Origin of the sequence: Amycolatopsis sp. NPDC051758, from assembly GCF_044453095.1 — a bacterium.
Taxonomy (GTDB): Bacteria; Actinomycetota; Actinomycetes; order Mycobacteriales; family Pseudonocardiaceae; genus Amycolatopsis.
On sequence record NZ_JBITCJ010000002.1, the window covers coordinates 1,297,870 to 1,319,961 of the forward strand.

Annotated in this window: 26 protein-coding genes; 15 read left to right on the forward strand and 11 right to left on the reverse strand. The window is 70.2% G+C overall.

All coding sequences use genetic code 11. The annotated features are described in order from the left end of the window. Window positions 1-80 precede the first annotated feature (80 nt). From ACIA5G_RS14920 to ACIA5G_RS14955, 8 genes are all read right to left on the reverse strand, one after another. Window positions 81-401 carry a response regulator transcription factor gene (locus ACIA5G_RS14920; RefSeq protein WP_395923422.1) on the reverse strand — a complete coding sequence of 107 codons (321 nt, stop codon included), beginning with the start codon at window positions 399-401 and terminating at the stop codon, window positions 81-83. Window positions 402-461: 60 nt separating this feature from the next. Continuing rightward, window positions 462-755 carry a hypothetical protein gene (locus ACIA5G_RS14925; RefSeq protein ID WP_395923423.1) on the reverse strand — a complete coding sequence of 98 codons (294 nt, stop codon included), beginning with the start codon at window positions 753-755 and terminating at the stop codon, window positions 462-464. A 508-nt stretch (window positions 756-1,263) separates the two neighbouring features. After that, on the reverse strand, window positions 1,264-2,031 hold the full coding sequence (locus tag ACIA5G_RS14930; RefSeq protein WP_395923424.1) for a DUF2637 domain-containing protein: 768 nt from the start codon (window positions 2,029-2,031) through the stop codon (window positions 1,264-1,266). A gap of 191 nt (window positions 2,032-2,222) precedes the next feature. Then, window positions 2,223-4,316 carry an FtsK/SpoIIIE domain-containing protein gene (locus tag ACIA5G_RS14935; protein ID WP_395923425.1) on the reverse strand — a complete coding sequence of 698 codons (2,094 nt, stop codon included), beginning with the start codon at window positions 4,314-4,316 and terminating at the stop codon, window positions 2,223-2,225. Next, window positions 4,309-5,001 carry a hypothetical protein gene (locus tag ACIA5G_RS14940; protein ID WP_395923426.1) on the reverse strand — a complete coding sequence of 231 codons (693 nt, stop codon included), beginning with the start codon at window positions 4,999-5,001 and terminating at the stop codon, window positions 4,309-4,311. Before ACIA5G_RS14940 ends, ACIA5G_RS14935 begins: the two co-directional genes overlap by 8 nt. Then, window positions 4,998-5,327 (reverse strand): hypothetical protein, encoded by a 330-nt coding sequence (locus ACIA5G_RS14945; protein ID WP_395923427.1) that lies wholly within the window; start codon window positions 5,325-5,327, stop codon window positions 4,998-5,000. The genes ACIA5G_RS14940 and ACIA5G_RS14945 overlap by 4 nt, the downstream gene beginning before the upstream one ends. Continuing rightward, a complete protein-coding gene (locus tag ACIA5G_RS14950; protein WP_395923428.1) occupies window positions 5,324-5,641 on the reverse strand; it encodes a WhiB family transcriptional regulator in 318 nt (105 codons plus the stop codon). The genes ACIA5G_RS14945 and ACIA5G_RS14950 overlap by 4 nt, the downstream gene beginning before the upstream one ends. Beyond that, window positions 5,623-5,817, reverse strand: a complete 195-nt coding sequence (locus tag ACIA5G_RS14955) for a helix-turn-helix domain-containing protein (protein ID WP_395923429.1) — start codon at window positions 5,815-5,817, stop codon at window positions 5,623-5,625. The genes ACIA5G_RS14950 and ACIA5G_RS14955 overlap by 19 nt, the downstream gene beginning before the upstream one ends. 155 nt (window positions 5,818-5,972) lie before the next feature. Here ACIA5G_RS14955 and ACIA5G_RS14960 point away from each other — a divergent pair, with 155 nt between their 5' ends. The 3 genes from ACIA5G_RS14960 (at window position 5,973) to ACIA5G_RS14970 (ending at window position 8,394) form a co-directional block, all read left to right on the forward strand. Then, window positions 5,973-6,353, forward strand: coding sequence for an XRE family transcriptional regulator (locus ACIA5G_RS14960; protein ID WP_395923430.1), 381 nt, complete (start codon window positions 5,973-5,975; stop codon window positions 6,351-6,353). A 302-nt stretch (window positions 6,354-6,655) separates the two neighbouring features. Beyond that, complete coding sequence (locus ACIA5G_RS14965) at window positions 6,656-8,047, forward strand: transcriptional regulator (RefSeq protein ID WP_395923527.1); 1,392 nt, start codon at window positions 6,656-6,658, stop codon at window positions 8,045-8,047. After that, the gene (locus ACIA5G_RS14970) at window positions 8,029-8,394 is read left to right on the forward strand and encodes a signal peptidase I (protein ID WP_395923431.1); all 366 of its coding nucleotides are present in this window, start codon (window positions 8,029-8,031) and stop codon (window positions 8,392-8,394) included. Before ACIA5G_RS14965 ends, ACIA5G_RS14970 begins: the two co-directional genes overlap by 19 nt. Here the strand turns inward: ACIA5G_RS14970 and ACIA5G_RS14975 are convergent. Continuing rightward, the gene (locus tag ACIA5G_RS14975) at window positions 8,383-9,945 is read right to left on the reverse strand and encodes a helix-turn-helix transcriptional regulator (RefSeq protein WP_395923432.1); all 1,563 of its coding nucleotides are present in this window, start codon (window positions 9,943-9,945) and stop codon (window positions 8,383-8,385) included. The genes ACIA5G_RS14970 and ACIA5G_RS14975 overlap by 12 nt on opposite strands. Before the next feature lie 288 nt (window positions 9,946-10,233). Here ACIA5G_RS14975 and ACIA5G_RS14980 point away from each other — a divergent pair, with 288 nt between their 5' ends. From ACIA5G_RS14980 to ACIA5G_RS14995, 4 genes are all read left to right on the forward strand, one after another. Continuing rightward, complete coding sequence (locus tag ACIA5G_RS14980) at window positions 10,234-10,752, forward strand: transcriptional regulator (RefSeq protein ID WP_395923433.1); 519 nt, start codon at window positions 10,234-10,236, stop codon at window positions 10,750-10,752. Window positions 10,753-10,900: 148 nt separating this feature from the next. Continuing rightward, the gene (locus ACIA5G_RS14985) at window positions 10,901-11,203 is read left to right on the forward strand and encodes a hypothetical protein (RefSeq protein WP_395923434.1); all 303 of its coding nucleotides are present in this window, start codon (window positions 10,901-10,903) and stop codon (window positions 11,201-11,203) included. Continuing rightward, window positions 11,178-11,852, forward strand: coding sequence for a restriction endonuclease (locus ACIA5G_RS14990; protein WP_395923435.1), 675 nt, complete (start codon window positions 11,178-11,180; stop codon window positions 11,850-11,852). The genes ACIA5G_RS14985 and ACIA5G_RS14990 overlap by 26 nt, the downstream gene beginning before the upstream one ends. After that, window positions 11,810-12,604 carry a Scr1 family TA system antitoxin-like transcriptional regulator gene (locus ACIA5G_RS14995; protein ID WP_395923436.1) on the forward strand — a complete coding sequence of 265 codons (795 nt, stop codon included), beginning with the start codon at window positions 11,810-11,812 and terminating at the stop codon, window positions 12,602-12,604. The genes ACIA5G_RS14990 and ACIA5G_RS14995 overlap by 43 nt, the downstream gene beginning before the upstream one ends. Before the next feature lie 45 nt (window positions 12,605-12,649). Here ACIA5G_RS14995 and ACIA5G_RS15000 read toward each other — a convergent pair whose 3' ends face one another. Then, window positions 12,650-12,991 (reverse strand): YybH family protein, encoded by a 342-nt coding sequence (locus tag ACIA5G_RS15000; RefSeq protein ID WP_395923437.1) that lies wholly within the window; start codon window positions 12,989-12,991, stop codon window positions 12,650-12,652. Window positions 12,992-13,054: 63 nt separating this feature from the next. Between ACIA5G_RS15000 and ACIA5G_RS15005 the strand changes: the two genes are divergently transcribed. The 6 genes from ACIA5G_RS15005 to ACIA5G_RS15030 all read left to right on the forward strand — a co-directional run bounded on the left by ACIA5G_RS15005 (window position 13,055) and on the right by ACIA5G_RS15030 (window position 19,132). Next, the gene (locus tag ACIA5G_RS15005) at window positions 13,055-14,068 is read left to right on the forward strand and encodes a helix-turn-helix transcriptional regulator (RefSeq protein WP_395923438.1); all 1,014 of its coding nucleotides are present in this window, start codon (window positions 13,055-13,057) and stop codon (window positions 14,066-14,068) included. Between the two features lie 70 nt (window positions 14,069-14,138). Next, window positions 14,139-15,050, forward strand: a complete 912-nt coding sequence (locus ACIA5G_RS15010; protein WP_395923439.1) for an ABC transporter ATP-binding protein — start codon at window positions 14,139-14,141, stop codon at window positions 15,048-15,050. After that, window positions 15,047-15,841, forward strand: a complete 795-nt coding sequence (locus ACIA5G_RS15015; protein ID WP_395923440.1) for an ABC transporter permease — start codon at window positions 15,047-15,049, stop codon at window positions 15,839-15,841. Before ACIA5G_RS15010 ends, ACIA5G_RS15015 begins: the two co-directional genes overlap by 4 nt. Beyond that, complete coding sequence (locus ACIA5G_RS15020) at window positions 15,841-16,986, forward strand: streptophobe family protein (protein ID WP_395923441.1); 1,146 nt, start codon at window positions 15,841-15,843, stop codon at window positions 16,984-16,986. The genes ACIA5G_RS15015 and ACIA5G_RS15020 overlap by 1 nt, the downstream gene beginning before the upstream one ends. Further along, on the forward strand, window positions 16,974-17,684 hold the full coding sequence (locus ACIA5G_RS15025; RefSeq protein ID WP_395923442.1) for a response regulator transcription factor: 711 nt from the start codon (window positions 16,974-16,976) through the stop codon (window positions 17,682-17,684). The genes ACIA5G_RS15020 and ACIA5G_RS15025 overlap by 13 nt, the downstream gene beginning before the upstream one ends. Beyond that, window positions 17,681-19,132: a sensor histidine kinase gene (locus tag ACIA5G_RS15030; protein ID WP_395923443.1), complete on the forward strand. Its 1,452-nt coding sequence runs from the start codon at window positions 17,681-17,683 to the stop codon at window positions 19,130-19,132. Before ACIA5G_RS15025 ends, ACIA5G_RS15030 begins: the two co-directional genes overlap by 4 nt. Before the next feature lie 51 nt (window positions 19,133-19,183). On the opposite strand, the gene ACIA5G_RS15035 is transcribed toward ACIA5G_RS15030, so the two are convergent. After that, window positions 19,184-19,852 (reverse strand): TetR/AcrR family transcriptional regulator, encoded by a 669-nt coding sequence (locus ACIA5G_RS15035; protein WP_395923444.1) that lies wholly within the window; start codon window positions 19,850-19,852, stop codon window positions 19,184-19,186. Window positions 19,853-19,925: 73 nt separating this feature from the next. Here ACIA5G_RS15035 and ACIA5G_RS15040 point away from each other — a divergent pair, with 73 nt between their 5' ends. Next, entirely contained in the window at window positions 19,926-21,149 is a 1,224-nt protein-coding gene (locus tag ACIA5G_RS15040; protein WP_395923445.1) for an alpha/beta fold hydrolase, read from the forward strand. 35 nt (window positions 21,150-21,184) lie between these two features. Then, window positions 21,185-22,072 carry a MurR/RpiR family transcriptional regulator gene (locus ACIA5G_RS15045; protein WP_395923446.1) on the forward strand — a complete coding sequence of 296 codons (888 nt, stop codon included), beginning with the start codon at window positions 21,185-21,187 and terminating at the stop codon, window positions 22,070-22,072. The last annotated feature ends 20 nt before the right edge of the window (window positions 22,073-22,092 follow it).

Sequence of the window (22,092 nt, forward strand, 5' to 3'; positions counted from 1 at the left end):
GGGATCCCCCACAGATTGCGCGCGGCGCCGGGCTTCCTCGGTGAACCGGACCAGCAGGCGAGCGGTCACCGACGGCGAGATCATCGCTTCGCCTCGGGCCCCCGCGCACTGCGTCCACCAGCATCCGCGGGCCCGCGTACTTGAGCAGGAACCTGCACGCGCCGGCTATCAAATTCGGTGTAGACGTTTTCGTCAGCGTCGTAGGTCGTCACCACCACGACCCGCAGCGGTTCCGCCACCGCCGCCCCGGCGAGCATCTCGGTCGCCCGCAGACCGTCCACTTCGGGCATCCGAATGTCCATGAGCGTCACGACGGGCCGCAGCCACCGCGCGAGCCGGACCACGGCTCCTCCGTCGGCGGCTTCGGCGATCACCTCGATGTCCGGAGCGGCGTCGAGCACCAGCCGGAAACCGGTGCGCAACCATGACCGGGTCGTCGGCGACGAGCACCCGGATTGTCTTCAGATCCGCCGTGGCAAGGATCCGAACCGCGTTCCCTCGGCGCCGAGCGGGAGCCGGGCCTCCACGCGCCAACGCGACCCAGATTCCCGGCCTGCGGTGAGGCTACCGCCAAGCATCGCCAGGCGTTCGGCCATGCCGATGATCCCGAACTCGCCCGGCGACGGCAGCGGGCTCGCGGGGACGCCGTCGTTGCGCACTCCGAGTACCAGGTCGTCGGCCACGATGCGAGCGGAGACCGACACCTCGGTCGCCTCCGGTAAGTGCCTGCGGACGTTGGTCAGCGCTTCGGTCACGACGCGGTCGAGGGTCGTGACCAACTGCACTGGCCACGGGCGACGGATCCAGCTCTTCGGCGACGTCGACGCGGGCGACGCCGGTGGCCGCGCGCACCGCCTCGCCGAGCACGGCGGCGGAGGGTGGGGCACGTCATCGTTCTCCTGCAACATGCTGACGGGCCGCCGTGCGGCGACTAGCGCGGCGCCCCCGGCCTCTTCAATCTCTCGTGGACCGCGGCGTGGTCGCCCTGATCGGACAGACAAAGCAAGGTCTTGAACAAGCCACTTCTTGAGCCGCGTTGCGGCCGCACCACAGCATCAACTGTTCGGGATCGCTGCATCGACTCGGTGTACCGGTCGCCGTAGACGGACTGGACGAGGCGACACGGCCCCGGCAGTTGCGCGCCTGAGAGCGCGCGGACGCGCTAAAGGTCCGACTCTGGTCGATAGCGCCGCCACGCGACAGCCGAGAGAATCGACCTTCCCGGCATCACTCGATACCATTTGACACCTCAGGCTCGCACGGTTAGCCAGCGGGTTGCAGCATCTCCGGGCCAGATTGAGACTCGGCATCGTCGACCCCAGCCAACTGCTGCGGGCCAGCATCGTTGATGGCTACGCCGCGACCATCACCAGGGTATCGGCCGGCAGATCGCCAGCGCCGGAGAACACGACGTCCGTAGTTGTTCGTGCCAGCGACACGATCGAGATCCGCGCCGGTTGGAGTACGTCCCGCAGCTTGCTCCTCGACGTAGAACGCCCACATCCGCTGCTCGGCCGACTCCTCGAGGACCGACAGCGGCTCAAGGTCATGTTCGGCGGACCGCGGTTGCACCACTTCTCCTTCAGGGGACTCACCGTCGGCATCTATCTCCGTCGGCAGCGAGGTCAGGGCATCGGCGCGGTGGCGCTTCAACGCCCGATTCAGCAACTCCACAGCCAGCAAAAGAGCCAGCGGAGGGCAAGCCGCAATCACCACCGAGAACACCGTCAACCGCGGCGCCGACCCGATATTCGCGCACAACGACAACGAGATCCCGAACCCGAACGCCACCCACGCAGCCCACCGACCGCCACCGTCACTCGGCCTCCACAACTCCACCGTCGCCGTAGTCAGCAAGCCATCCGCGATCAACGGCCAAATCGACGCAGTCGACCCATCCGCACCGAAACGCACCGCGAACTCACGACCGTGCCGATACGACGCATACGCCGCCAGGACCGCCACCACACCGGTACAGAAGCATTGCACCCACAGTGACCAGCTGACACTCTTAGTCGCCGAGAAAGTCATGAGCGACCACCTCGTCGACGCCGCTCAACATCGACTACACCGGAAAACTGCAGCTCACATGCCTTTTCGAGCCGTTGGGTTCTGGACGGAACCGCGCCAGGGGCTCGAACTCACACTGGGAACTGACTGCCCAGACACCTCGATGGTCACTCCTCAGGACCCTCGCGGACAGCCCGCCCGCATCAGCTGATTCAACCTGACTTCCATTGTCGGGAACCGGACGCGCAGCCACTGCTCTCGATCGCTTTTCTGACGTCTACCGTCAGGTATCCCCGCACCTGCTGAACTCCACCGTCCTCGCTCTGCAGCCGATATCGTGTCGGGCGGCAGCCGAGCTCCGACATCTCCTGGGCGAACGTTCTCGCGTCAGTGCCCAGTGCCTCGACCAGCTCAGCGGTCGGGACGAACTCACGACCACCCGGCCCCAGGTCTTCGCCCAGGTAGTCGACGATTGCCGGCAACGGGTTCGGCAGTTCACCGTTCCCTGCGCTCGGCAAGTTGCGTGCGATCGCCGCTCCCGGCTCGCCGACCGCGTGCCCGCTCAATGTCCTTGCTGCCTGACGCAGTTCTCGGCCTCTGCGGCAGATGGTCTGCCAGTCCTCGTTCGGCATGTAGTCCGTGCGCACCGTCAACGCGACCAGCTCACCGCCGGCCAGGGTGTCGCCGTCCGGGCGCAGGATCCCGACTCCCTTGTGCGATGCCAGGAGCCGGCTGCTGTCGTATCCGCGCGTGTTCATCTGGTCGCCGAGCACGATGTTGCTGTCGCGCCAATCCATCACTCGCAACGCAAATCGCGAGCCCAGCACCGCCCGCAAGCCGGATGGGATGGTCTGGGCGTCCGGGCGCTGGGTCGCCAGCACGAGCACGATCCCGGCGGCCGGCCCCTTCTTCGCCAGCCAGATGAGCAGCTCGCCGACGTGCTCTCCCGCGGTCAGCTTCCTGTCGTCGACCTTGACCGGGGTGCGGTCCTCGAGCGGGACCTGCACCTCGTCGACGAAGATGGCCGTGATCGGCATGGCCAAGCCCGGATCCCGCGATATCGCCGGCGTCACCTTGGATTCCGGGCAGGTGACGTCGTCCAGTTCGCGCATTCGCCGGTACCGGCCTTGAACCTCGCGGACGAGCTCGAGGAGCCAGCCGAGCAGTTCGAGGACGTGCTCCGGCTCGTCGCCGGACACGAACCTGTGCGCCACCTGCGCGGCCGCGTCCCAGTCCTTCCCCGCCTTGAAGTCGGCGACGTAGAGCCGCGTGTGCGGGTCCAGGATCAGTCCCGCCGCGGCGAGTCGTGCCGCGAACGTCTTGCCCTGCCGGGGTATCGCCGCGACCAAGAGCGACGTTCCCACCAGCGGCAGGTCCACCCGCCGGTCGCGCGCGTCACGGCCGAACGGCACCGGTCGCCACGCGTCCCACCGCCGGACGGCCAGCAGCGGTGTCCGCGCGGCCGGAGTCGAGTACGGATCCTGATCCGCGACCCACAGCGACACCCGGCCGGCGTGCCCGCCGTTCCCGCGCACCCGGTCGACCACCAGCTGGATCTCGTCGACGGCAAGGGCCGACGCCAGCGCCTCCCGGTTCTTGATCACGTCGGCCGCCTTGCGCGTGGCCGGAAGATCGATCGTGACCGCCCAGCCGCCGCTCACCCGCGTCGCGCGCTCGACCAGGCGCAACGTTTCGTCCTTGCCGATCAGCTTCGCTCCCCGGAATGCCTCCACCATTCCGTGCGGGTCCATCGTCCAGGTCGCGATCCGGGATCCGGAGAGCACGGCCTTTCTTCCCGGGCTTCCTTCCTTTTGCCGGCCCAAGACCGCAAGGGCCAGCGCCACCACACCTCCGACCGTCCACGGCACAAGGACGCCGTACAGCAGTTCGGCCACGGCGGTCGCGACCACCGTACCCACCAGCACAGCACCGGTGACCTTCCAGCGGAACAAGGTCAGCGCTCGGATGTCGGTGAACTTGTCCGCCAGCTTCTCCGCTTGCTCGGCGGCCTCACGGTATTCCCGTACGGTCACCCAGCGCCGCCACATCCGGGCACCCGCCAGGAGGCCACGCAAAACTGCGCCGGCGAGACGAACCGGCGAACTCAGCGCGGCGGCCACAAGATCCTTCGCGGCCTGCCCGGCCTGCCGCCGGTCCTTCAGCCAGGCCGGCACCCGGGGCGAGCGCAGCCACCACACCGCAAAGCGATTCCGCTTCGGCTCGCGTCGACGCGGTTGCGGCAACGTGTCGTCGATCAGTTCACCATCCAGGACGGGGTCCGCCTTGACCGGCAGCGAGTCAGTCATCGGCCACCTCCGACCGCAGCGCCCGCGCCAACCGGGGCGACAGCCCCCGCGAACACCCCGTCGCCCGGCGCACCCACGCCGGCGTGACTTCGACGTCCGGGGTCCAGCTCTCCCGGGCGACGGCCAGGTAGTCGGCGAACAGCACTCGCCGCCCGGCCGGCTCCTGCTGAGCCGGCCGCCGTTCAGCGGCCACCAGCACGGCATCGGTCAGCTTGTCGCGCAGATCGGTGATCGCCTCGACGGCGGCGAACACGACAAGCGGCGGCACGGAGTGCAGGACGATCGCCGCCGGCTCCCCAGCCGTGAACGACGTCCAGGTGTTCATGACATAGGTCGCCGCGAGCGTGAACCATTTCGCCCGGCGCACCCAGCCACCGGTCCGCACCTGGTACCGCGCGGTGACCTGCTCCGCCCGGAGTATCGCCAGCAACACGAGCGAGACGGTCGGGTCCAGGACCCACGCAGCCAGCCACGGCAGCGATCCAGGCCGCGTCCCGGCCGACGCGAAGCCCTGGACGTTGGTCATCGTGAACGCCAGCCCGAGCACGATCCCGGACCAGCACATCCAGTCGACCTGCCGCCGCACGCGCTCGATCCGCAGCGCCACCACATCGGGATCGGTCTGATAGGCGCGCACCTCGGCGGCCTCGGCCGCGTCCTGCGCCAGTCGTTGCGCCCGGTTCATCGGTGTCCACCTCGCTTCGAGGTGTCCAGCGTGGTCACGGTCATGGCGCGGGTCAGCGCGTAGGACGAGAACAGTGCCGGCAGCCCGAGCACGGCGAACAGCAGCCACCTGTTGCCCGGATGAGCGATCACCACCCACTGGACGGCGACGATCAGTCCGGCGTTGAACAGCACCCGGCCGGCCAACGACACGAGCCGCGCCCCGCTCCGAGCCGCTTCAGCCGCAGCTTTCGCCCGGCGAGCGCCGGCTCGCCAGACCCAACACAGCCCGAGCAGCACGCCGGCCCCAACAAGGATCTGTACGGGCGTCAAGGTGAGTCCGTTCATTGCGCACCCCGCTCACCGCGTTGCCGCCAGAGGGAGTGGAGAGCCCGGCGGTCGACGTCGGCCATCGCGCCCCAGACGCCGATCGTCTCGACGCCGGCCGTGCGAAGCTCCAGTTCAAGGCACTCGTCCTGGACCGGGCAGCCGCCACACAGCAGCTTGGCGAACTCCCGGTCGTCATCGGCTTCCGGCAGACGTCCCTGCTCCGGGGTCATGCAGGCCCCGTTGCTGGTCACGACGTCGTTCAGGACATCGGTGCGCACCCGGCGCAAGCGGTCGAGCCGTTTCGCGATGCCGATCAGCCAGTGGTCGTCCATGCCGCACCTCCGTCCTGGAGGGCCTTGACCAGCTCCGCAGCGGAGATGCGCAGCCCGGACCGGCATCGGGTGGCACGCAAGACGCCGGTCCGGATCGCGCGGCTGATCGTGGCGCGGGAAACGCCGAGAATCCACGCGGACTCGGGAATGGTGTACGAGGTCGTTTTGATGGTCATGAGAGAACCAATCTGATGATTTCAAGACTATGTTGTTGATTTCAGCTGTCATGAAGACGTGTTTGCCCGACGCGCCGCGGCAATGCGCCACCGCGGCGCTGACAAGGGCTTAAGAAGCGCTAATCTCGGCGCTGAGGCGGACCGCGGAGGAATACGTGACGGAGGACTGGGTGGCGGTCGCGAAGGCGATCGACATGCGCGTACGCGAACTCGGCTGGCGACAGCGCGAACTCGCCGAGCGATCGCACGTGTCGCAGGCGATCGTGCGCGAGCTCCAGCACCACACGGTGGAGCGCCGCCGGAGTGCTCGGACCCTCGAAGCGCTGTCGACGACGCTGGGCTGGCATCCGCACCACCTGCAGGCCGTGCTGCAGAACCGCACTCCCCCGCACCCCGACGAGCCGGCTGATGACGGGCACGAGCTCTGGTCCCGGCTGGACGCGCTCGAACAGCGCCTGGCCGAGATCACCGACCGGCTGGCAGACGTCCAATCGAGCCTCGCCACGGTTGTCGAAAACGTGCAGCCGAAGCGTTAGCGACAAGCGATTCGGGCTGGTGAACCAGGTGTTTTCCATACCCAGGATTCAAGGCCGAAACGGCGTCCGATCCCAGGCACGACCAGTGCAGGTCCACTGCACAACCACTGCATATTCACCGCGCACAGCGATTAGGGGGCCGCTGACCAGTGAAGCCGGCTGACGAATGGACCGGGCAACGGGCGTGCGCACTGCAGGCCGCATTCCGGCTGAGCAATGAACGCTTCGCGGAACGCTTGGGCATCGCCCCTCGCACGGTGGCAGCCTGGCACCAGAAGCCGGAACTGCGCCCGAAGTCGGAGATGCAACAGCTCCTCGACACGGCCCTGGAGCGAGCGACGCCGGCTGAGCGCGTCCGGTTCGCCGACCTCGTCGGCCACACCCCGGCGAAGCCGAACCCGGCTGATGAACGCCTGGCGGCCGACCCCCATATCGGCGCCGCACTCGATTGGCTCGACCGCCACGCCCACTGGGCGCCAGGCACGGCCCGCCGCGCGGTCGCCGAGCGCGTGGCAAGCGTCGACGTCCGAGATCTCCACGATCGCGGCACCCGGCGCAGCTGGGTCAGCCGGCACGACATCGCGGCCGCGCTGGCCGCCTACTACCGCCATCAGCACGGCGACCACGGTCCGTACACCGCGAGATGTGGCGAGCTCACCGTGCACACCAGCGTTCTGACCTGCGACGACTGGCTGGATCTCGAGTGCGAGCTCCGCCCGCCGTTCGACGGGCTCCGAGTTCCGAGCGCACAACCGGAACCCGACCTGAACCTCGACGACCACGCCGCGGGCCGCGCCGTTCAGCGGCTCGCCGAGACACTGTCCATGAACACCCGGCTGACCGACAGCCCGATCTACCGGCTGCTGAGCACGGACATTCGTGAACACCAGCTCGGCGGCACGTTCGGCGTGTCCCAGTTCGTGCACTACGCGCTCACGGTCGACCTGCTCGAGGGTGAGCTGGTCGACGCCGTGGCCGCCGGCTCGACCGCCATGCCGCTCCGGGACCGCTACCTGCCCGACCTCCGGTCGGTCCTCGAGGTCGGCGACCGCCTGTGCGCCGGCGGCGTCCTGGCTTTGACGGCGATCGCCCGGCCGGCCGACCCGTACCGCGGCGAGGCCGACTATCTGCTGTTGGTCCAGGAGCGGTCCGGTCACGTGCTCAACGCCGCTCGCCGGCTGGCCGTGATCCCCAAGGGCTTCCACCAGCCCCTCTCCGACGTCCGCCGCGACGCGCAGGTCGGCCTCACGCTTCGCCGCGAGATGGAGGAGGAGCTGTTCGGCCGCCCGGACATCGACAACACCCTGAGCGACGTGCCGGCGGCCGACCTGCTGCACCCGGCCAGGCTCACCGAGCCGATGCGCTGGCTCATGGAGCAGCCGGGCCGGCTGCGGATGGAGTGCACCGGGTTCGGCCTGAACCTGGTCAGCGGCAATTACGAGTTCGCGAGCCTGATCGTCATCAACGACGAAGAATTCTGGACGCGCTACGGGGGCATGGTCGAAGCCAACTGGGAATCCTCTTCTCTTCGTCAATATTCGACGACGGACGGAGATCTCATCACCGAGTTGCTGGGTGATGTAGCGTGGAGCAACGAGGGACTGTTCGCCATGACGCAGGGGCTCCGACGCCTTGCGGAAATCGGCGGCGAGCGCGTAAAACTGCCCGCGATCGAATGGGAGATCAGCCAGTGAATGACGGCTGGACGGCGGGGAACGCCAACGAGGACACGACCGGCCACCGCGGCTGGCTCGTCGGCCACTTCATCGACCCGTCGCAAGGTGTGCGCTCCACCGAGGACGTGGAAGTCAAGTGGGCCAACCACCCCGCCGGCGACAAGCGTCCCGAGTGGACTTCGGACGACCAGCGAACCACCCTGGTGATGTTGATCTCCGGCGAGTTCCGGGTGGAGGTCACCGAAGGCGGCAAGACCATGAACCGTCAAGGCGACTACTTGATGTGGGGACCGGGAATCGACCACACCTGGGAAGCGCTGGAAGATTCGGTCGTCATGACGGTGCGCTGGCCTTCAGCGACCTGATTCGACGGCAGGAATTCTCACTTTTTCGCCGCCGATTTTGGCAAGCCTGCGCAGCCCCAGCAGGAATGCGAACAATCCCTCGTTGCTCCAGTTTTCGTCACCGATCAGCTCGGTGATCAAGTCGCTGTCGAGCGTCGAGTACTGGCGCAGGCCCGCAGCCTCCCAGTTCGCCTCGACGTCGCCGCCGAAGCGCGGCCAGAACTCCTCGTCTTCGATGACGACCAGGCTCGCGAACTCGTAATTGCCGCTGACCAGGTTGAACCCGAACCCGGTGCACTCCATCCGCAGCCTGCCCGGTTGCTCGGTCAGCCAGCGCATCGGCGCGGAGAGCCTGGTCGGATGCATGGGATCGGCGATCCGGCGGTCTCCCGCGGTCCGGTCGACGTCCATCCTCCCGAACAGCTCTTCCTCCAGCTCTCGCCGCAGCGTCACCCCGATCCGCGCATCGGCCCGCCGGTCGGCCAGCGGCCCGTGGAAGCCCTTCGGGATCACCGACAGCCGGCTCGCTGTGTTCACGACGTGCGCGGAACGCTCCTGCACCAGCAAGAGGTAGTCGGCGTCGCCACGAAAGGGATCCGCCGGCCGTGCGATCGCGGTCAGCGCAAGCACTCCGCCGGCACACAGCCGGCCTGGGAGGTCGAGCACGGTGGTCAGATCGGGAAGGTGCCTGTCTCGCAGCGGCATCGCGCCTCGGCGCACAGCCCGGCCGGCGGCCAGCTGCTCCATCAGTTCGCTTTCGAGCAGGTCGGCACCGAGGGCGTACTCGACGAACGAGGCGACACCCACCTTTCCCACCACGGCGTCGGCCTGCGGATCCACCTCGAGCAACCGGTACAGCGGGACGTCCGCGATCCGGACACCGGACGCCGCGGCTTCCGCGAGCCGCCGCACGGCTGCTCGCCCGTCGACCCCGCCGAGCGACCGCTCACCCCCAGTGGCGAGAGCGATGCGATCACCCGTCAACGTCAACGGACAAGCCAGGTCCAGCCACTCGGGCCGGGTGAGGACGCTGGTGTTCACCTCGCCCCGCCCGTAGCGCGCGGAATAGTGCCGAAAACCGCCGGCCGGCTCGGCGTAGTAGCTGTTCAGCGCATCAGCCACCGCCTTCCGAGCGACCTTCGACCGCTCCGACGGCGAGACCGGTCCCGCTGCACTCACCTGCCCGCGGGTCGATCCCGGCGACCACCCGGCATGGCGATCGAGCCAGTCGAAGACCGCGTCGAACTCGGCCCCCGGACCTCCGGACGGTGGGCCGGAGCTCGAGCCGACCAGGGCCTGCAGCTCGCCACGCGAACGACCGAGCACGCTCGCGAGCTTCGGCCAGAGATACGGGAGAGGCACGTGGTCACCCGCTTCCCACCGCACGACCGTCGACCGATCGACGTTCAGCGCCGCAGCCAAGCCCTCCTGGGTATATCCCGCCACCTTGCGAGCTGAGATCAGCTCAGCTCGACGTCGCCCCTCGAACACGGGACACCTCCCATCGATCTGATCAACGCCAGAGTAGCACCATAATCGCAGGTTAAACCCTTCAGTGCCGCATTCGAGCACACCTCTGCGACTTTCCCGCTCTGGTCGGCAGCTCCACCACGCCGTTGACTGATTTCATCAACTCGGCCCAGTTGAAGGGAACAGGGACGTGCCCGACACGAAGCACCAGCCGCCGCCGGCGCAGCTCTACGTCGGCTGGTACCGATGCGTATGCCATCGCCTGGGGCACGCAGTCACGGACGCGGACTTCGTCCGGGGAATCCACCTTCGGCAAGGTCGCTATCCGGCTCTCTGCGGGCACGAACTCCTGATCGACTCCTGCCTGGCACCGGTCAGTCAGGTCTGCCCGTGCTGCCGGGCGCTCGTGATGGCGCACAACCGCAGCACAAGCGGACGGCCCGTCGAGCGGACCAGTCGACGCAAAGGCGCCCGGTGGCGCCGCTGGATCACTTTTCACCGGCCTGCGAGGCGACCATGAAGCCGGTCCCGTCCGTCTCCCAACGGGACCTAGATCCGCTGCTCCTCCAGCCGGTCCGGTTGTTCATCGCGTGCCTCCTGGCGGACACGCGCTGGCACGAGCAGCGCGAGATCCAGGGCGCACTGGGACTTCCGACCCCTGACCTCGAGCTCCACGTTCGGTTCCTGCGTGCGTCCGGCTACGTGCACTCGCGCGGCGACGAGCGCCCCTGGACCGAACTTCGCCTCACCACGCTCGGCCTGAACCGGCTGATGGACCACATCGTCGCGCTCAAGGCGGTCGCGACCACCGCTGCCGAACTGGTCGCCGGACGGCGTGACAGATCTGCACACCACTCCCGAACAGGTTCGACGGACGCCCCATCCGGGCCTTCGGAGACACCTCCGTGACAGCGTCACAGCCGTCACACGCAACGTTTTCCCAGGTAGACGACCTCCGTGCCCGTCACAGGGCGAGGGACTCCGTGACACGACCAGGGACATGTCCGTGACAGCGAAACCCCCGGCAACGGCTACCGGATCAGAAAGGCAATCCGCGATGGCAGTCCGGATCCACCTCGATCTGGACAAGCTGCACCTCGTCGTCGACGGCCGGCGCCACCGTGCCGGGCTCACCCACGTGCCGGCCCCCGGCGAAGTGGTGGTGATGTTCTGCGGCCTGGCCGACAGCGTCACCTACACGACGGTGCCCGAGCAGCTCGTCCAAACATGTTGGCCATGCGACCTGCAGTACCGGCACAACCTCGGCTTCGCCATCCCACCAACACATCCTGGATCAGCCACTCGTCCGGGAGCGAAGAGTGAGGGGGTCCGCCGTGACCAGACGACGAAAGACACTTAGGAGCATCGCGCCGAAGCCGGTGATCGCAGTGCTGGCCGTGGTCACCGTCGGACGCATCGTCGCCGCCCACCCGGGTGCGTCGGCGGCCGCTGCCGCCCTGATCGTCGCCGGGATCCTGTGCGTACTTCTGACGAGATGGCGCGCGAGGCGGCTGGCCTGGCGGCGCCAAGTCGCACTGTCCAGGGAAATCACGCGTTACGGCACAATGGCTCCCGCCGAGTTCGAGCAGGCGCTGGCCGTGCTCTGCGCTCGTGATGGCTGCACCGACGTCGACGTCACCGGCAAGGCCGGCGACCTGGGCGCCGATGTGGTCGCCCGCTCCCCCGCCGGCGCCAAGGTCGTGTTGCAGGCCAAGCGGTACGCCACCACGAACAAGGTCACCGGTCCCGATCTTCAGCGCTTCGGCGGGACCTGCTTCACCGTGCATCACGCCCACGTCGCCGCGGTCGTGACCACCTCGACGTTCACCAAGGCGGCACACGAGTACGCGCGACACGCCGGAATCCGGTTGATCGACGCCGCCGGACTCGCTGCTTGGGCCGGTGGCACCGGCCCGGCTCCATGGCACCGACACCGGAGTTCACGAACGCTCCCGAAAGGACTGACGTGCGCAAACCCAGCACTACGGCCCCGGCCGCGCTCGCGCTGAGCAGCAGCCTCCGAGACACCCGCAGCTGCCGCGGTGTCGGGCTTCGCGCCCTGGCGAACAAGCTGGGCATCCGTCCCGCGGTCCTGTCCAGCTGGGAACTCGGTGTGCGGGTCGCCCCGGAGGACGCTGTCGCGCGGATCCTCGGCTGCCTCCAGGTCACGGGCCCCGACTACGAGCGGATCTTCGAGTACGCCCGCCACGCCCGGGACACCAGCTTCGTCGACCAGGCGGATCTGCACCTCGGCCGGATCACCTGGACCTATGAGGAGCTGTCCGACCGCATCGCCGAATGGTCACCGCACGCCGTGCCCGAACTGCTCCAGACCGAGGCCTACAGCGAGAAGCAAATCGCGAACGGTCTCCTCCGGCCCGAGCGGGCCGACCTGGAACTCTTCCACCGCCAGGTTCGCAGGCAGACCCTGCGCGACGACAGCTCCCGTCGGTACGGCTTCCTGATCGGCGAAGCCGTGATCCGCGAACTGCTGAAGTCGGACCTCGGCACCGACCAGCTGGACCGCCTCCGGCACTTCTCGAACCTGAGCCACGTCACCGTGAAGGTCGTGCCCGCTTCGGTGACCAGCCACGGATCGATCGGCGCGTTCACCCTCTTCGAAAACCGGAAGGCGCCGCTCGCCGTCGTGCTGAAACATCACCACAGCACCACCTACCTGACCGACGCTGTCCCCCTCGAGCACTACCAGGACACAGCCAAAGCCCTGACGCGGCACGCACTGGAACTCGACCGGCGCTAGTCCGGAACGGCGGTGGACACAGCCGCGCCCACCGCCGCAAACCGGCTACGGCACCAGCACCGGCTGATCCACCGCCCACAACCAAGACCCGTCCGGCTGGCGCCGCGCGATCTCCACCGTCACCTCACCACTAGTCAGCGTCGACGCTGTAAGGGCCAGATCGCCGCTCACCAGGGCCGGGTGCTGTCGGCCCGGCGCGAGGACTGGTGCCGCCGCGAGGAACTGCTTGTACACCTTGCGGATCTCCGCGTGTCCCGTGGCGAGGTTGCCCGGTGGGAAGGCGAGTACGGCGTCCGGCTCGTACAACGCCACCAGTCCGTCGACGTCGCCCGCGTTGGCGCGCTCGATGAAGTGCCTGCCCAGGTCGTTCGGTTCGGTGCTTGTCATGGCGGTGAGCCTCCCAAGGAATACACGACATCCTGTGTCGTGTATTCCTCTAAAGTTCCGGGCATGCGCGCCGACCGGTTGGTCTCGCTGGTGCTGTTGCTGCGCCGGCACGGCCGGTTGTCCGCGGCCGCGCTGGCTCGTGACCTCGAGGTGTCCACCCGCACCGTGCTGCGCGACATCGAGGCGCTGTCCGCGGCCGGTGTCCCGGTCTACGCCGAACGTGGGCGGCACGGTGGTTTTGCGCTACTGCCCGGCTTTCGGACCGAACTCACCGGGCTGAACCACGACGAGGCCCTTGCCCTGCTCGTCGCCGGATCACGACGCGGGGCGCAGGCGTTCGGGCTCGGCTCGGCGCTTGCTTCGGCCATGCTCAAGGTCGTCGACGCGCTCCCCGAAAGCCATCGGGAGACCGCGGCCGGCGTGGCCGAGCGGTTGCTCATCGACCCCGAGACCGACCTCCTCTCGCGCCGGCTGGCCGCCGAGGAGGTGCCCGACACCATCGTGGCCGAGGTCCGGCGTGCGGTGTTCGCCGGGCACAAGCTGCGCATCCGGTACGCGGCCGTGGACCAGCCATCGAAGTGGCGCACAGTGGACCCGATCGGGCTCGTCACCGTGCGGGACCAGGGTTACCTGCTGGCCACGAGGTCCGGCGAGGACCGCACCTACCGGCTGTCCCGGGTGCTGGCCGCCGAAGAGCTCGGCGAACCCGCGCAGCGACCGGACCGGGTTGATCTCGACCGGGCCTGGCAGGAACGCAGCACGCGCTTCCGGACCGGCGGTGACCAGGTCACCGTGCTGGTCCGGGTGCACCCGGCGCGGCGCGAGGAGCTGGTGGGCACCGCGCTGGCCGTCAACACCGAAGAAGCCGGCGCGGACGGCTGGCTGCGCCTGGAGGTGACCTTCCAGGACCCGAGACACGCCGAGTGGGCGTTGTGGCAGCTCGCCACAAACGCGGAAGCCCTGGCCCCGCAGTGGTTGCGTGCCTCCCTGCGTGACCGCGCGGCCGCGATCGCCACCCGCTACGAAGAGCCGGCGGTTTCGATTCCCTGTGGAGACACCCTCCCAAAGAAACCTTGACCGCCGGATTCACAGGATTCTCCCAGAAGCTCCCAGGGACCGGCCGGATCTCCCGGTCACGCTCACCCCCATGACCACGATCGACGTACGGGGCCTGACCAAGCGGTACGGGCCCGACACCGTGGTGGACGACCTGTCGTTCACCGTCGAACCCGGGCAGGTGACCGGGTTCCTCGGCCCGAACGGCGCCGGCAAGTCCACCACCATGAAGATGATCCTGGGCCTCGCGGCGCCGACCCGGGGCTCGGTCACCATCGGCGGCCGCCGCTACCGCGACCTCCCCGTGCCGCTCACCGAGGTGGGCGCGCTGCTCGACGCCGGTGCCGTGCACGGGGGCCGGAAGGCCCACGACCACCTGCTGGCGCTCGCGGCGAGCAACGGGCTCCCCCGGCGCCGGGTCGGTGAGGTGCTCGAGCGGACCGGGCTCGACGGGGTCGCGGGCAAGCGGGCCGGCGGGTTCTCGCTCGGCATGCGGCAGCGTCTCGGCATCGCGGGCGCCTTGCTCGGCGACCCTCGGGTGCTGATCTTCGACGAGCCGGTGAACGGGCTCGACCCCGAAGGCATCCGCTGGATCCGCGACTTCATGCGGACGCTCGCCCGCGAGGGCCGGGCGGTGCTGGTGTCCAGCCACCTCATGAGCGAAATGGCGCAGACCGCCGACCACCTGGTCGTCATCGGCCGGGGCCGGCTCATCGCCGACACCGGCGTGGGTGAGCTCATGCGCGCGGGCGGTGCGGGCACGGTGCTCGTCCGCACGCCCGATCAGGGTTTCCCGCTCCGGCTGACCGCCGCCGGCGCCACCGTGCGGGACGGCCTCGAGTCCTCGCTCGTCGTCTCCGGCTTGTCCGGTGAGGAGATCGGCAAGCTCGCCGCGTACCACGGTGTCACGCTCAGCGAGCTCACTCCGCAACGCGCTTCGCTGGAGGACGCCTTCATGGAACTGACCAAGGACAGCGTCGAGTACCAGGGGGTGACCGGATGAGCACGCTCACCGCGGAAGTGTCGTTCGCCCACTCCGTCCGCGCGGAGTGGATCAAGCTCCGCAGCCTGCGCTCCACCTGGTACACGCTGGCGTGCTTGGCCGTGGTCGGGCTCGGCATCACCGCGCTCGCCACGAACAGCGCCGGCAAGGAGTACGCGAGCGCGACGCTCGCCGAACAGCAGGCCTGGGACCCGACCGGCCGCAGCCTGACGTCGTACATCGTCGCCCAACTGATCGTCGGGGTGCTCGGGATCCTGGTGGTCACTGCGGAGTTAGCGACCGGGCTGATGCAGACGTCGCTCATCGCCACACCCCGCCGGCATCGGTTGCTGGCGGCCAAGGTGGTGGTGGCCGCGGCCGTCGCCGTGGTGGCGGGCCAGGTGCTGATGTTCGCCGCCTTCTTCCTCGGGCAGGCGATCCTCGGCGCGCAGGACGTGCCCAACGCGGGCCTCGGTGATCCCGGTGTGCTCTCCGCCGTGGCGGGCGGCGGCCTCTATCTGGCGGCGATCGCGCTGCTCGCCGTCGGGCTCGGCGCGCTCGCGCGGGCCACGGCGGGCGCGCTCGCCACCCTGGTCGGGATCGTCTTCCTGGTCCCCGCGGTCGCCGGGCTCTTCCCCGCGTGGCTCCAGGGGCTCTTCTTCTACTGGCCGACCTTGGGCGCCGCCCAGGTCCTCAAGACGGTGCCCGATCCCGAGTTCCCGCACCCGTGGCTGAACCTGGGCGGGCTGTGTCTCGGGGTCACCGCCGTGCTCACCGCCGCGTTCGTGGTCTTCCGGCGCCGGGACGTCTGATGCGGGACGTCGGCCGGGGCCTCGCCGCGGCGGCCGCCGCGCTGCTCGTGATGGCCGGCGTGGCGCTGGCCGGGCTGCTGCTCCTCGACGCCGGCCGGTTCGGCGGCCCGGTCGTGCTGACGGCGGTGGTCGTCGCGCTGGCCGTGGGCGGCTCGGCGGACGTCGTGGCGGTCCCGGCCGGCGGGCTGCCGGTCGCCGTGCGGGGTGTGATCGACGTGATGCCGCTGGGGGTCTCCCTGGTGGGTGCGGTGGTGCTCGGGGTGGCGCTGCTGCGGCCCGGCCGGGACGGACTGCCCGTCCGCGCCGCGACGACAGCCGTCACCGTCCCGGCGATGCTGGCCGCGATCTCCCTGCTGACCAAGGGAAATCTGACGCTTCGACTGCCAGGCGGTGGCTCGGGCGGTGGATCCGTCTGCGGGCTGGGGGCGGGAATGAGCTCGAGGTTCGGCAGCGCGGTCGACGCCGGGTTCTCCCTGCCTTTTGTGCCGACGCTGACAGCCGCGACGGTCTGGGTGCTCGTAGTCGTCGGGGTGTGCGCGCTCGCCGTGCGGTTCCCGGCCCTCGCGACGGGATTGCGTGCCGCCACAACGGTTTTGGGCATCATCACCGCGGGAGGCTTGCTCGTCGCAGGAGTGTTCGGCGGCGCCGCGGCGGCCGGGGCCGTCCTGCTCGTCCTGCCGCAGGTGGTGGCCGGTGTCCTGCTGCTCGGGCTCGGCGTGCCGTGGACGGTGACCTCCGAGGGCCCGCTTTCCTGCGCCCTCGACGGCGTCCAGCCGCTCTCGCCGGGCGGCCCGCTCACCTGGGCACCGGTGGTGGTACTGCTGGTGTGCGGCATCGTCGTCGCCGCGCGGACCAGGCGCCCCGGCGGCACGCTGCGCCGAGCCGCGGTTCTCGCCGCCTGGTTCGCCTTGGTTACCGGTGCCGCGCTGGCGGTGATGGCGCTGCTGTCGCAGGTTTCCGTCGAACTCGGCGTCACCGCGCTGGGGATGTCGATCCCGGTCCTCGACGCCCGGCTGGCGGCGAATCCCCTGCTTGCCCTGGTGGCAGGCGTCGTGGGTGGCGCGCTGGCGAGCGGCGCCGGGAGCCTGCTCGTCGACGCGTTCCGGAGCCGGATCTCCGTATCCTCGCGGACATGGAACCGATGACGCGCGGCGCCGAGCGGCTGCTGGTGGTCGACGACGAAGCCACCGTCCGCGAGCTGCTGTCCGCCGCGCTGCGGTTCGCCGGGTTCGAGGTGACGTCGGCGGCGACCGCCGGCGAAGCCGTTGCCGCAGCCACCGAGGAGCCACCCGATCTGGTGCTGCTCGACGTCATGCTGCCCGACATGGACGGCTTCGAGGTCGTCCGGCGGCTGCGCGAACGGCGGCCCGGGCACGGCGCCCCGGTGCCCGTCCTCTTCCTCACCGCGCGCGACCGCCAGGCCGACAAGGTCACCGGCCTGTCCCTCGGCGCCGACGACTACGTGACCAAACCCTTCGACCTGGCGGAGCTGATCGCGCGGATCCGCGCGATCCTCCGCCGGACCAGCGGCCAGCAGGCCGGCGTGCTGACCGTGGGCACCCTGGCGGTCGACGCCGAGGGGCACCAGGTGACGCGGGCGGGCCGGGCCGTCCGCGTCTCCGCCACGGAGTTCCGGCTGCTGCAGTACCTGATGGAGAACGCCGGGCGGGTGGTGTCGAAGGCGCAGATCCTCGACCGGGTGTGGCGCTACGACTTCGGCGGTGACGCCAGCATCGTCGACACCTACATCTCTTATCTGCGCCGGAAAGTCGACACCGAAGAGCCCAAGCTGATCCACACCGTGCACGGCGTGGGCTACGTGCTGCGGGAGCCCCGGCGGTGAAGCGGCTCTCGCTGCGGGCCAGGCTGCTGCTGCTCACCACGTGCCTGCTGCTGGCCGGGCTGGGCCTGATCGGCGCCGTCGTCTCCGACCACGTGGAGCGCTACCAGCTCGACCGCCTCGACGGCCAGCTGCGGTCGCTGACCGAGCTCATCTCCCGGGTGTCGGCCGCCGGACCGCCCCGGCTCGAGAACACGACCGCCCGCCCCGAACTGCTCGATCCCGCCCTCGACCTGTTCGGCACGCCGTACCTGGTGTACCTGGACGCGCGCGGCGCGGTGGCGGGCGGCATCCACTCGTCCCGGCTGGCCGGCGCCACACTGCCGTCCGACGACGCGCTGCGCACGATCCCCACCGACGGCACGGCGGTGGACCTGCCGGCCGCCGACGGCTCGGGACGCTGGCGCGCCGTCGCCCGGCCGACCGTCGGCTGGGGCGGGACGGTGCTCGCGGCCGCGCCGCGCACCGAAGCCGACGCCACGGTCGCCCAGCTCCGGTCGAGCAGCCTGATCGGCGGCGCCGTGTTGCTGGTCCTGCTGACCATCGTCGGCTGGTTCGCGCTCGGCCGGGGCTTGCGGCCGCTGCGCCGGATCGAGCACACGGCGGCCGCGATCGCCGACGGTGACCTCACCCGGCGCGTCCCGGCGCTCGCGCCGCCCGGCACGGAGATCGGGCACCTCTCGGCGTCGCTCAACACCATGCTCGGCCAGCTCGAGCGGGCCTTCGCCGACCGGTCCGCGTCCGAAGCGCGGATGCGCACCTTCGTCTCCGACGTCAGCCACGAGCTGCGCACGCCGCTGTTCGGCATCAAGGGGTCCACCGAGCTCTACCGGATGGGCGCGCTGCCCGAGCGCGCCGACGTCGACGAGGTGATGCGCCGCATCGACCGCGACGCCACCCGGCTCACGGCGCTCACCGAGGACCTGCTGCTGCTCGCCCAACTCGACGAGGCGCCCGAGGGACAGCTCGACCGCGCGCCGATGGACCTTCGCACCTTGGCCGGCGACGCCCGTCACGACCTGCGGACGCTCGACCCGTCCCGCCCGGTCGAGCTCACCGGCCCCGGCGGCGCGGGGCTGCCCGGCCCGGCCCCGGTCGACGCCGACGAAGCGCGGCTGCGGCAGGTCGTCACCAACCTGGTCGGCAACGCCGCCGCCCACACCCCGCCGGGCACCCCGGTCCGCATCGGCGTCGGCACGCTGAACGGCCACGCGGTACTCGAAGTGGCCGACGAAGGCCCGGGCATGACCGCCGACCAGGCGGCCCGCGCCTTCGACCGGTTCTACCGCGCCGACCGCTCCCGGACCCGCTCAGGCGGCGCGGACGCCGGGTTAGGGCTGGCGATTGCCCGCTCCCTGGCCCGGGCCCACGGTGGTGACGTCGAGCTGGAGACGGCGTTGGGTGAGGGGGCGTGTTTCCGGCTCACGCTGTTGTTGCTGGACCAGGATTGAAGCGCCGGCATGGTTGTGCGGAGGAGGGTCTGATGACTACGGTCAGCCGGATCAGTTCCGTGCCGGCGAGCAGTGCGGCCCGGTGTCCGTGCAGGAGCTCGGTGCCGGCGGGAATTCCCGCGGCTCGTCCAGGCCGAGCGCGGCCTGGAACGTGTTGATCCACCAGGTCAGCTGAGGACCGGAGCGGTTCGCCGTCGTCTCGCTGATCCCGGCGCTGCGGCGGAACGCGGCGCCGTACACGGAGTCGAGGGCCAGCGCCTGGTGCAGCGCGGCCACCGCCAGGCGGGTGTCGGCCAGCCGCCGGGGTGTCCGGGATCGGGTGGCGTGCAGGACCTGGACGACCGGCTCGAGCATGCCGGTTCCGGAGTCTCGCCAGCCGGCCGCGTGCAGGGACACCGCCAACGCCGCGTAACCCTGGTCGTAGACGCCGGCGATGGCCCGGATCAGCGCACCGACGTCGGCCTGGTCGTCGACCCAGGTGGTGACCACCTGCTGAACGGCGTCGCGGATCTTGCGGCCGCCGTGGCGCAGGAGCGCCACCAGGAGGTCCTGCCGGCCGCCGAAGTGGTGTGCGACGCCCGCGTCCGTCATGCCCACCCGGTCGGCCACCGCCCGGACCCCGACCGCGGCCGGGCCGCCTTCGATCAGCAGTTCCTCGGCGGCCTGGAGGATCAGCCGCCGCGACTGCTCGGGGGGTCTGCGGATGCGAGGGGACGCCATGGGTCCGGAATCCTACCTTGATACCTCAAGGCAGCGCCGTTACCTTGGGATCTCAAGGTAACGGAGGTGGCTGATGCCCCGGATCACGCTGCACCGCCCGGACGCGGTGCTGGCCGGCACCCGGATCGGCGACGGACCGGGTGTGCTGTTGCTGCACGCCGGTGGCGAGCGGCGGGAGGTGTGGCAGCCGGTCGCCGAGACCCTGGCCGCGCACGGCTTCCGCTGCACGGCCTACGACCAGCGCGGCCACGGTGACAGCGGCGCAGCCGGGGCCGACGAGCTGACCACGCACGCCGCCGACGTCGCCGCGATGATCGCCGCGGAACCGGCCCCGCCCACCGTGGTCGGCGCGTCCCTCGGCGGCCTGGCCACGCTGCTCGCCCTGACGGACCAGGACTTGAGCCACGCCGTCTCCGGGGTCGTTCTGGTCGACGTGGTCGCGCAGCTCGATCCCGTGCGGGTGCGTCACCAGCTCAACCAGGTCCGCGACGGCTACGGCGATCTTCCCCTGGTGCTGGACGTGCTGAGCCGGGATCCGCAGCTCGTGGCCGGCACCCGCGGCCTGACCGACCTCCCGACGCTGCTGGTGTGCGGCGAACTGTCCGCCCTCACCGAGCAGGATCGCCGCCGGTTCACCGACCAGGTGCCGCACGCCACCGTCACGACGGTGCCCGGGGCGAGTCACCTCGTGGCCCGGGACGCGCCGGCGGAGCTCGCGAGACTGCTGCTGGATCACCTGAACTCCCCCTTGGTGCGCCGGCGCCGGATCGACCGGCTGCTGGCGGCCACCGACGTCCCGCATCCCGGCGGCACCCTTCGCGCCCACCTCGATCGCACGGCGGACACGCTGGAAGCCTGGGGTGCGGCCGCGTGGCTGGTCGACGCCGGCCGGCTCCACGCGGCTTACGGCACGGACGGGTTCCCCGAGGGCATCCCGGGCCTCACACCCGCGACGATCCTGGCGGCCGCGGGAGCCGAGACGGCACACCTCGTCGCGCTTTACGGCGGCTGCGACCGCGCGCGCAGCTATCCCACGTTGCTCACCGACCGTCCCGAGATCATCAACCGGCACACGTCCGAAGCCCAGGCCCTCACACCGGAGCAGGTGCGGGCGTTCGCCGAGCTGACCGCGGCCAACGAGCTGGACGTCGTCCGGCACAGCCCGTCGATCGCGGCCGAGCACGGCGACTCGCTGGCGCGGCTGTTCACCCGCCTGGCCCCGTTGCTGTCCCCCGGCGCCCGGGCCGCGTGGTCGGCGATGTCGGAGACCCTCCGACGCGCCCGGTCCGGGACGTGACGGGCCCGGCGCGCCCGCCTGGGTACGCTTCGGGCGTGAGCGGTCGCGAAGAAGGGCAAGATCCGCTGGCCGAGCGCATCGGGCAGCGGATCGGTGACCTGTCGGCCGCCGAGCGGCGGGTGGCCGAGTACCTGTGGAAGCACCCCGGGATGATCGTGCTGTCGACCGCCGGGGAGCTCGGCGCGCTGAGCGGCACCAGCGACGCGACCGTCATCCGCACCGTCAAGTCCCTCGGCTACTCCGGGCTGCCCGAACTCAAGCGCGCCGTGGGCCGGCACGTCGTCTCCGACACGCCGGCCGTCCGGCTGCGGCACCGGGTCGAGGAAGCCGGCGACGACCCGCTCTCGCAGCTCGACCAGATGCTCACCGAATCGATCGACCGGCTCACCGAAACCCGGCGGCAGATCGCCGAACCCGCCTTCGGCGCGGCGGTCGACCTGATCGCCGGAGCGCGCGAGGTGGTCGGGTACGGCCTCGGCATCTCGGAACTGCCGATGCGCTACCTGGCCACCCGGCTGCAGCGCCTCGGCCGCCGGGCCCGCAGCACGTCGGCGACGGGGTTCCGGCTCGCCGACGAACTGCTCCCCCTCGAGCCGGGCGACGTCTTCGTGCTCAACGCCCCGGACCGCCTCCTGCCGGACATGACCACGGCGATCCGCCACGCCCGCACCGCCGGCGCGGGCGTCCTGCTGCTCACCGACTCGTTGGGCGCCACTTTGGACAGTCTGGTCGACGTGACGCTGCCCGCGGTGATGTCGCCGACCGGGCTGACCCAGGAGGGCCTGAGCGCGACGCTCGTGTTGGATTGCCTGCTGCTCGCGGTGGCGAAGCGGGACCCGCGCGCGGTGTCGGCGAACACGGAACTCCTGGCGGAACTGCGCGACCGGCTGGCTCCGCGGGACCTTCGCTCACGCCGGGCCTGACCCGCCTCAGTGGCGGCTTT

Bases quoted from the DNA above. Each gene is read 5' to 3' on its own strand.
- ACIA5G_RS15020 (WP_395923441.1), top strand. From the start codon at position 15,841: ATGCGGGACGTCGGCCGGGGCCTCGCCGCGGCGGCCGCCGCGCTGCTC.
- ACIA5G_RS15015 (WP_395923440.1), top strand. From the start codon at position 15,047: ATGAGCACGCTCACCGCGGAAGTGTCGTTCGCCCACTCCGTCCGCGCG.
- ACIA5G_RS14940 (WP_395923426.1), bottom strand. From the start codon at position 5,001: ATGAACCGGGCGCAACGACTGGCGCAGGACGCGGCCGAGGCCGCCGAG.
- ACIA5G_RS15010 (WP_395923439.1), top strand. From the start codon at position 14,139: ATGACCACGATCGACGTACGGGGCCTGACCAAGCGGTACGGGCCCGAC.
- ACIA5G_RS14965 (WP_395923527.1), top strand. From the start codon at position 6,656: ATGCAACAGCTCCTCGACACGGCCCTGGAGCGAGCGACGCCGGCTGAG.
- ACIA5G_RS14985 (WP_395923434.1), top strand. From the start codon at position 10,901: ATGGCAGTCCGGATCCACCTCGATCTGGACAAGCTGCACCTCGTCGTC.
- ACIA5G_RS14950 (WP_395923428.1), bottom strand. From the start codon at position 5,641: ATGGACGACCACTGGCTGATCGGCATCGCGAAACGGCTCGACCGCTTG.
- ACIA5G_RS15035 (WP_395923444.1), bottom strand. From the start codon at position 19,852: ATGGCGTCCCCTCGCATCCGCAGACCCCCCGAGCAGTCGCGGCGGCTG.
- ACIA5G_RS14945 (WP_395923427.1), bottom strand. From the start codon at position 5,327: ATGAACGGACTCACCTTGACGCCCGTACAGATCCTTGTTGGGGCCGGC.
- ACIA5G_RS15025 (WP_395923442.1), top strand. From the start codon at position 16,974: ATGGAACCGATGACGCGCGGCGCCGAGCGGCTGCTGGTGGTCGACGAC.
- ACIA5G_RS14930 (WP_395923424.1), bottom strand. From the start codon at position 2,031: ATGACTTTCTCGGCGACTAAGAGTGTCAGCTGGTCACTGTGGGTGCAA.
- ACIA5G_RS14970 (WP_395923431.1), top strand. From the start codon at position 8,029: ATGGGAGATCAGCCAGTGAATGACGGCTGGACGGCGGGGAACGCCAAC.
- ACIA5G_RS15005 (WP_395923438.1), top strand. From the start codon at position 13,055: ATGCGCGCCGACCGGTTGGTCTCGCTGGTGCTGTTGCTGCGCCGGCAC.
- ACIA5G_RS15040 (WP_395923445.1), top strand. From the start codon at position 19,926: ATGCCCCGGATCACGCTGCACCGCCCGGACGCGGTGCTGGCCGGCACC.
- ACIA5G_RS14935 (WP_395923425.1), bottom strand. From the start codon at position 4,316: ATGACTGACTCGCTGCCGGTCAAGGCGGACCCCGTCCTGGATGGTGAA.
- ACIA5G_RS15000 (WP_395923437.1), bottom strand. From the start codon at position 12,991: ATGACAAGCACCGAACCGAACGACCTGGGCAGGCACTTCATCGAGCGC.
- ACIA5G_RS14955 (WP_395923429.1), bottom strand. From the start codon at position 5,817: ATGACCATCAAAACGACCTCGTACACCATTCCCGAGTCCGCGTGGATT.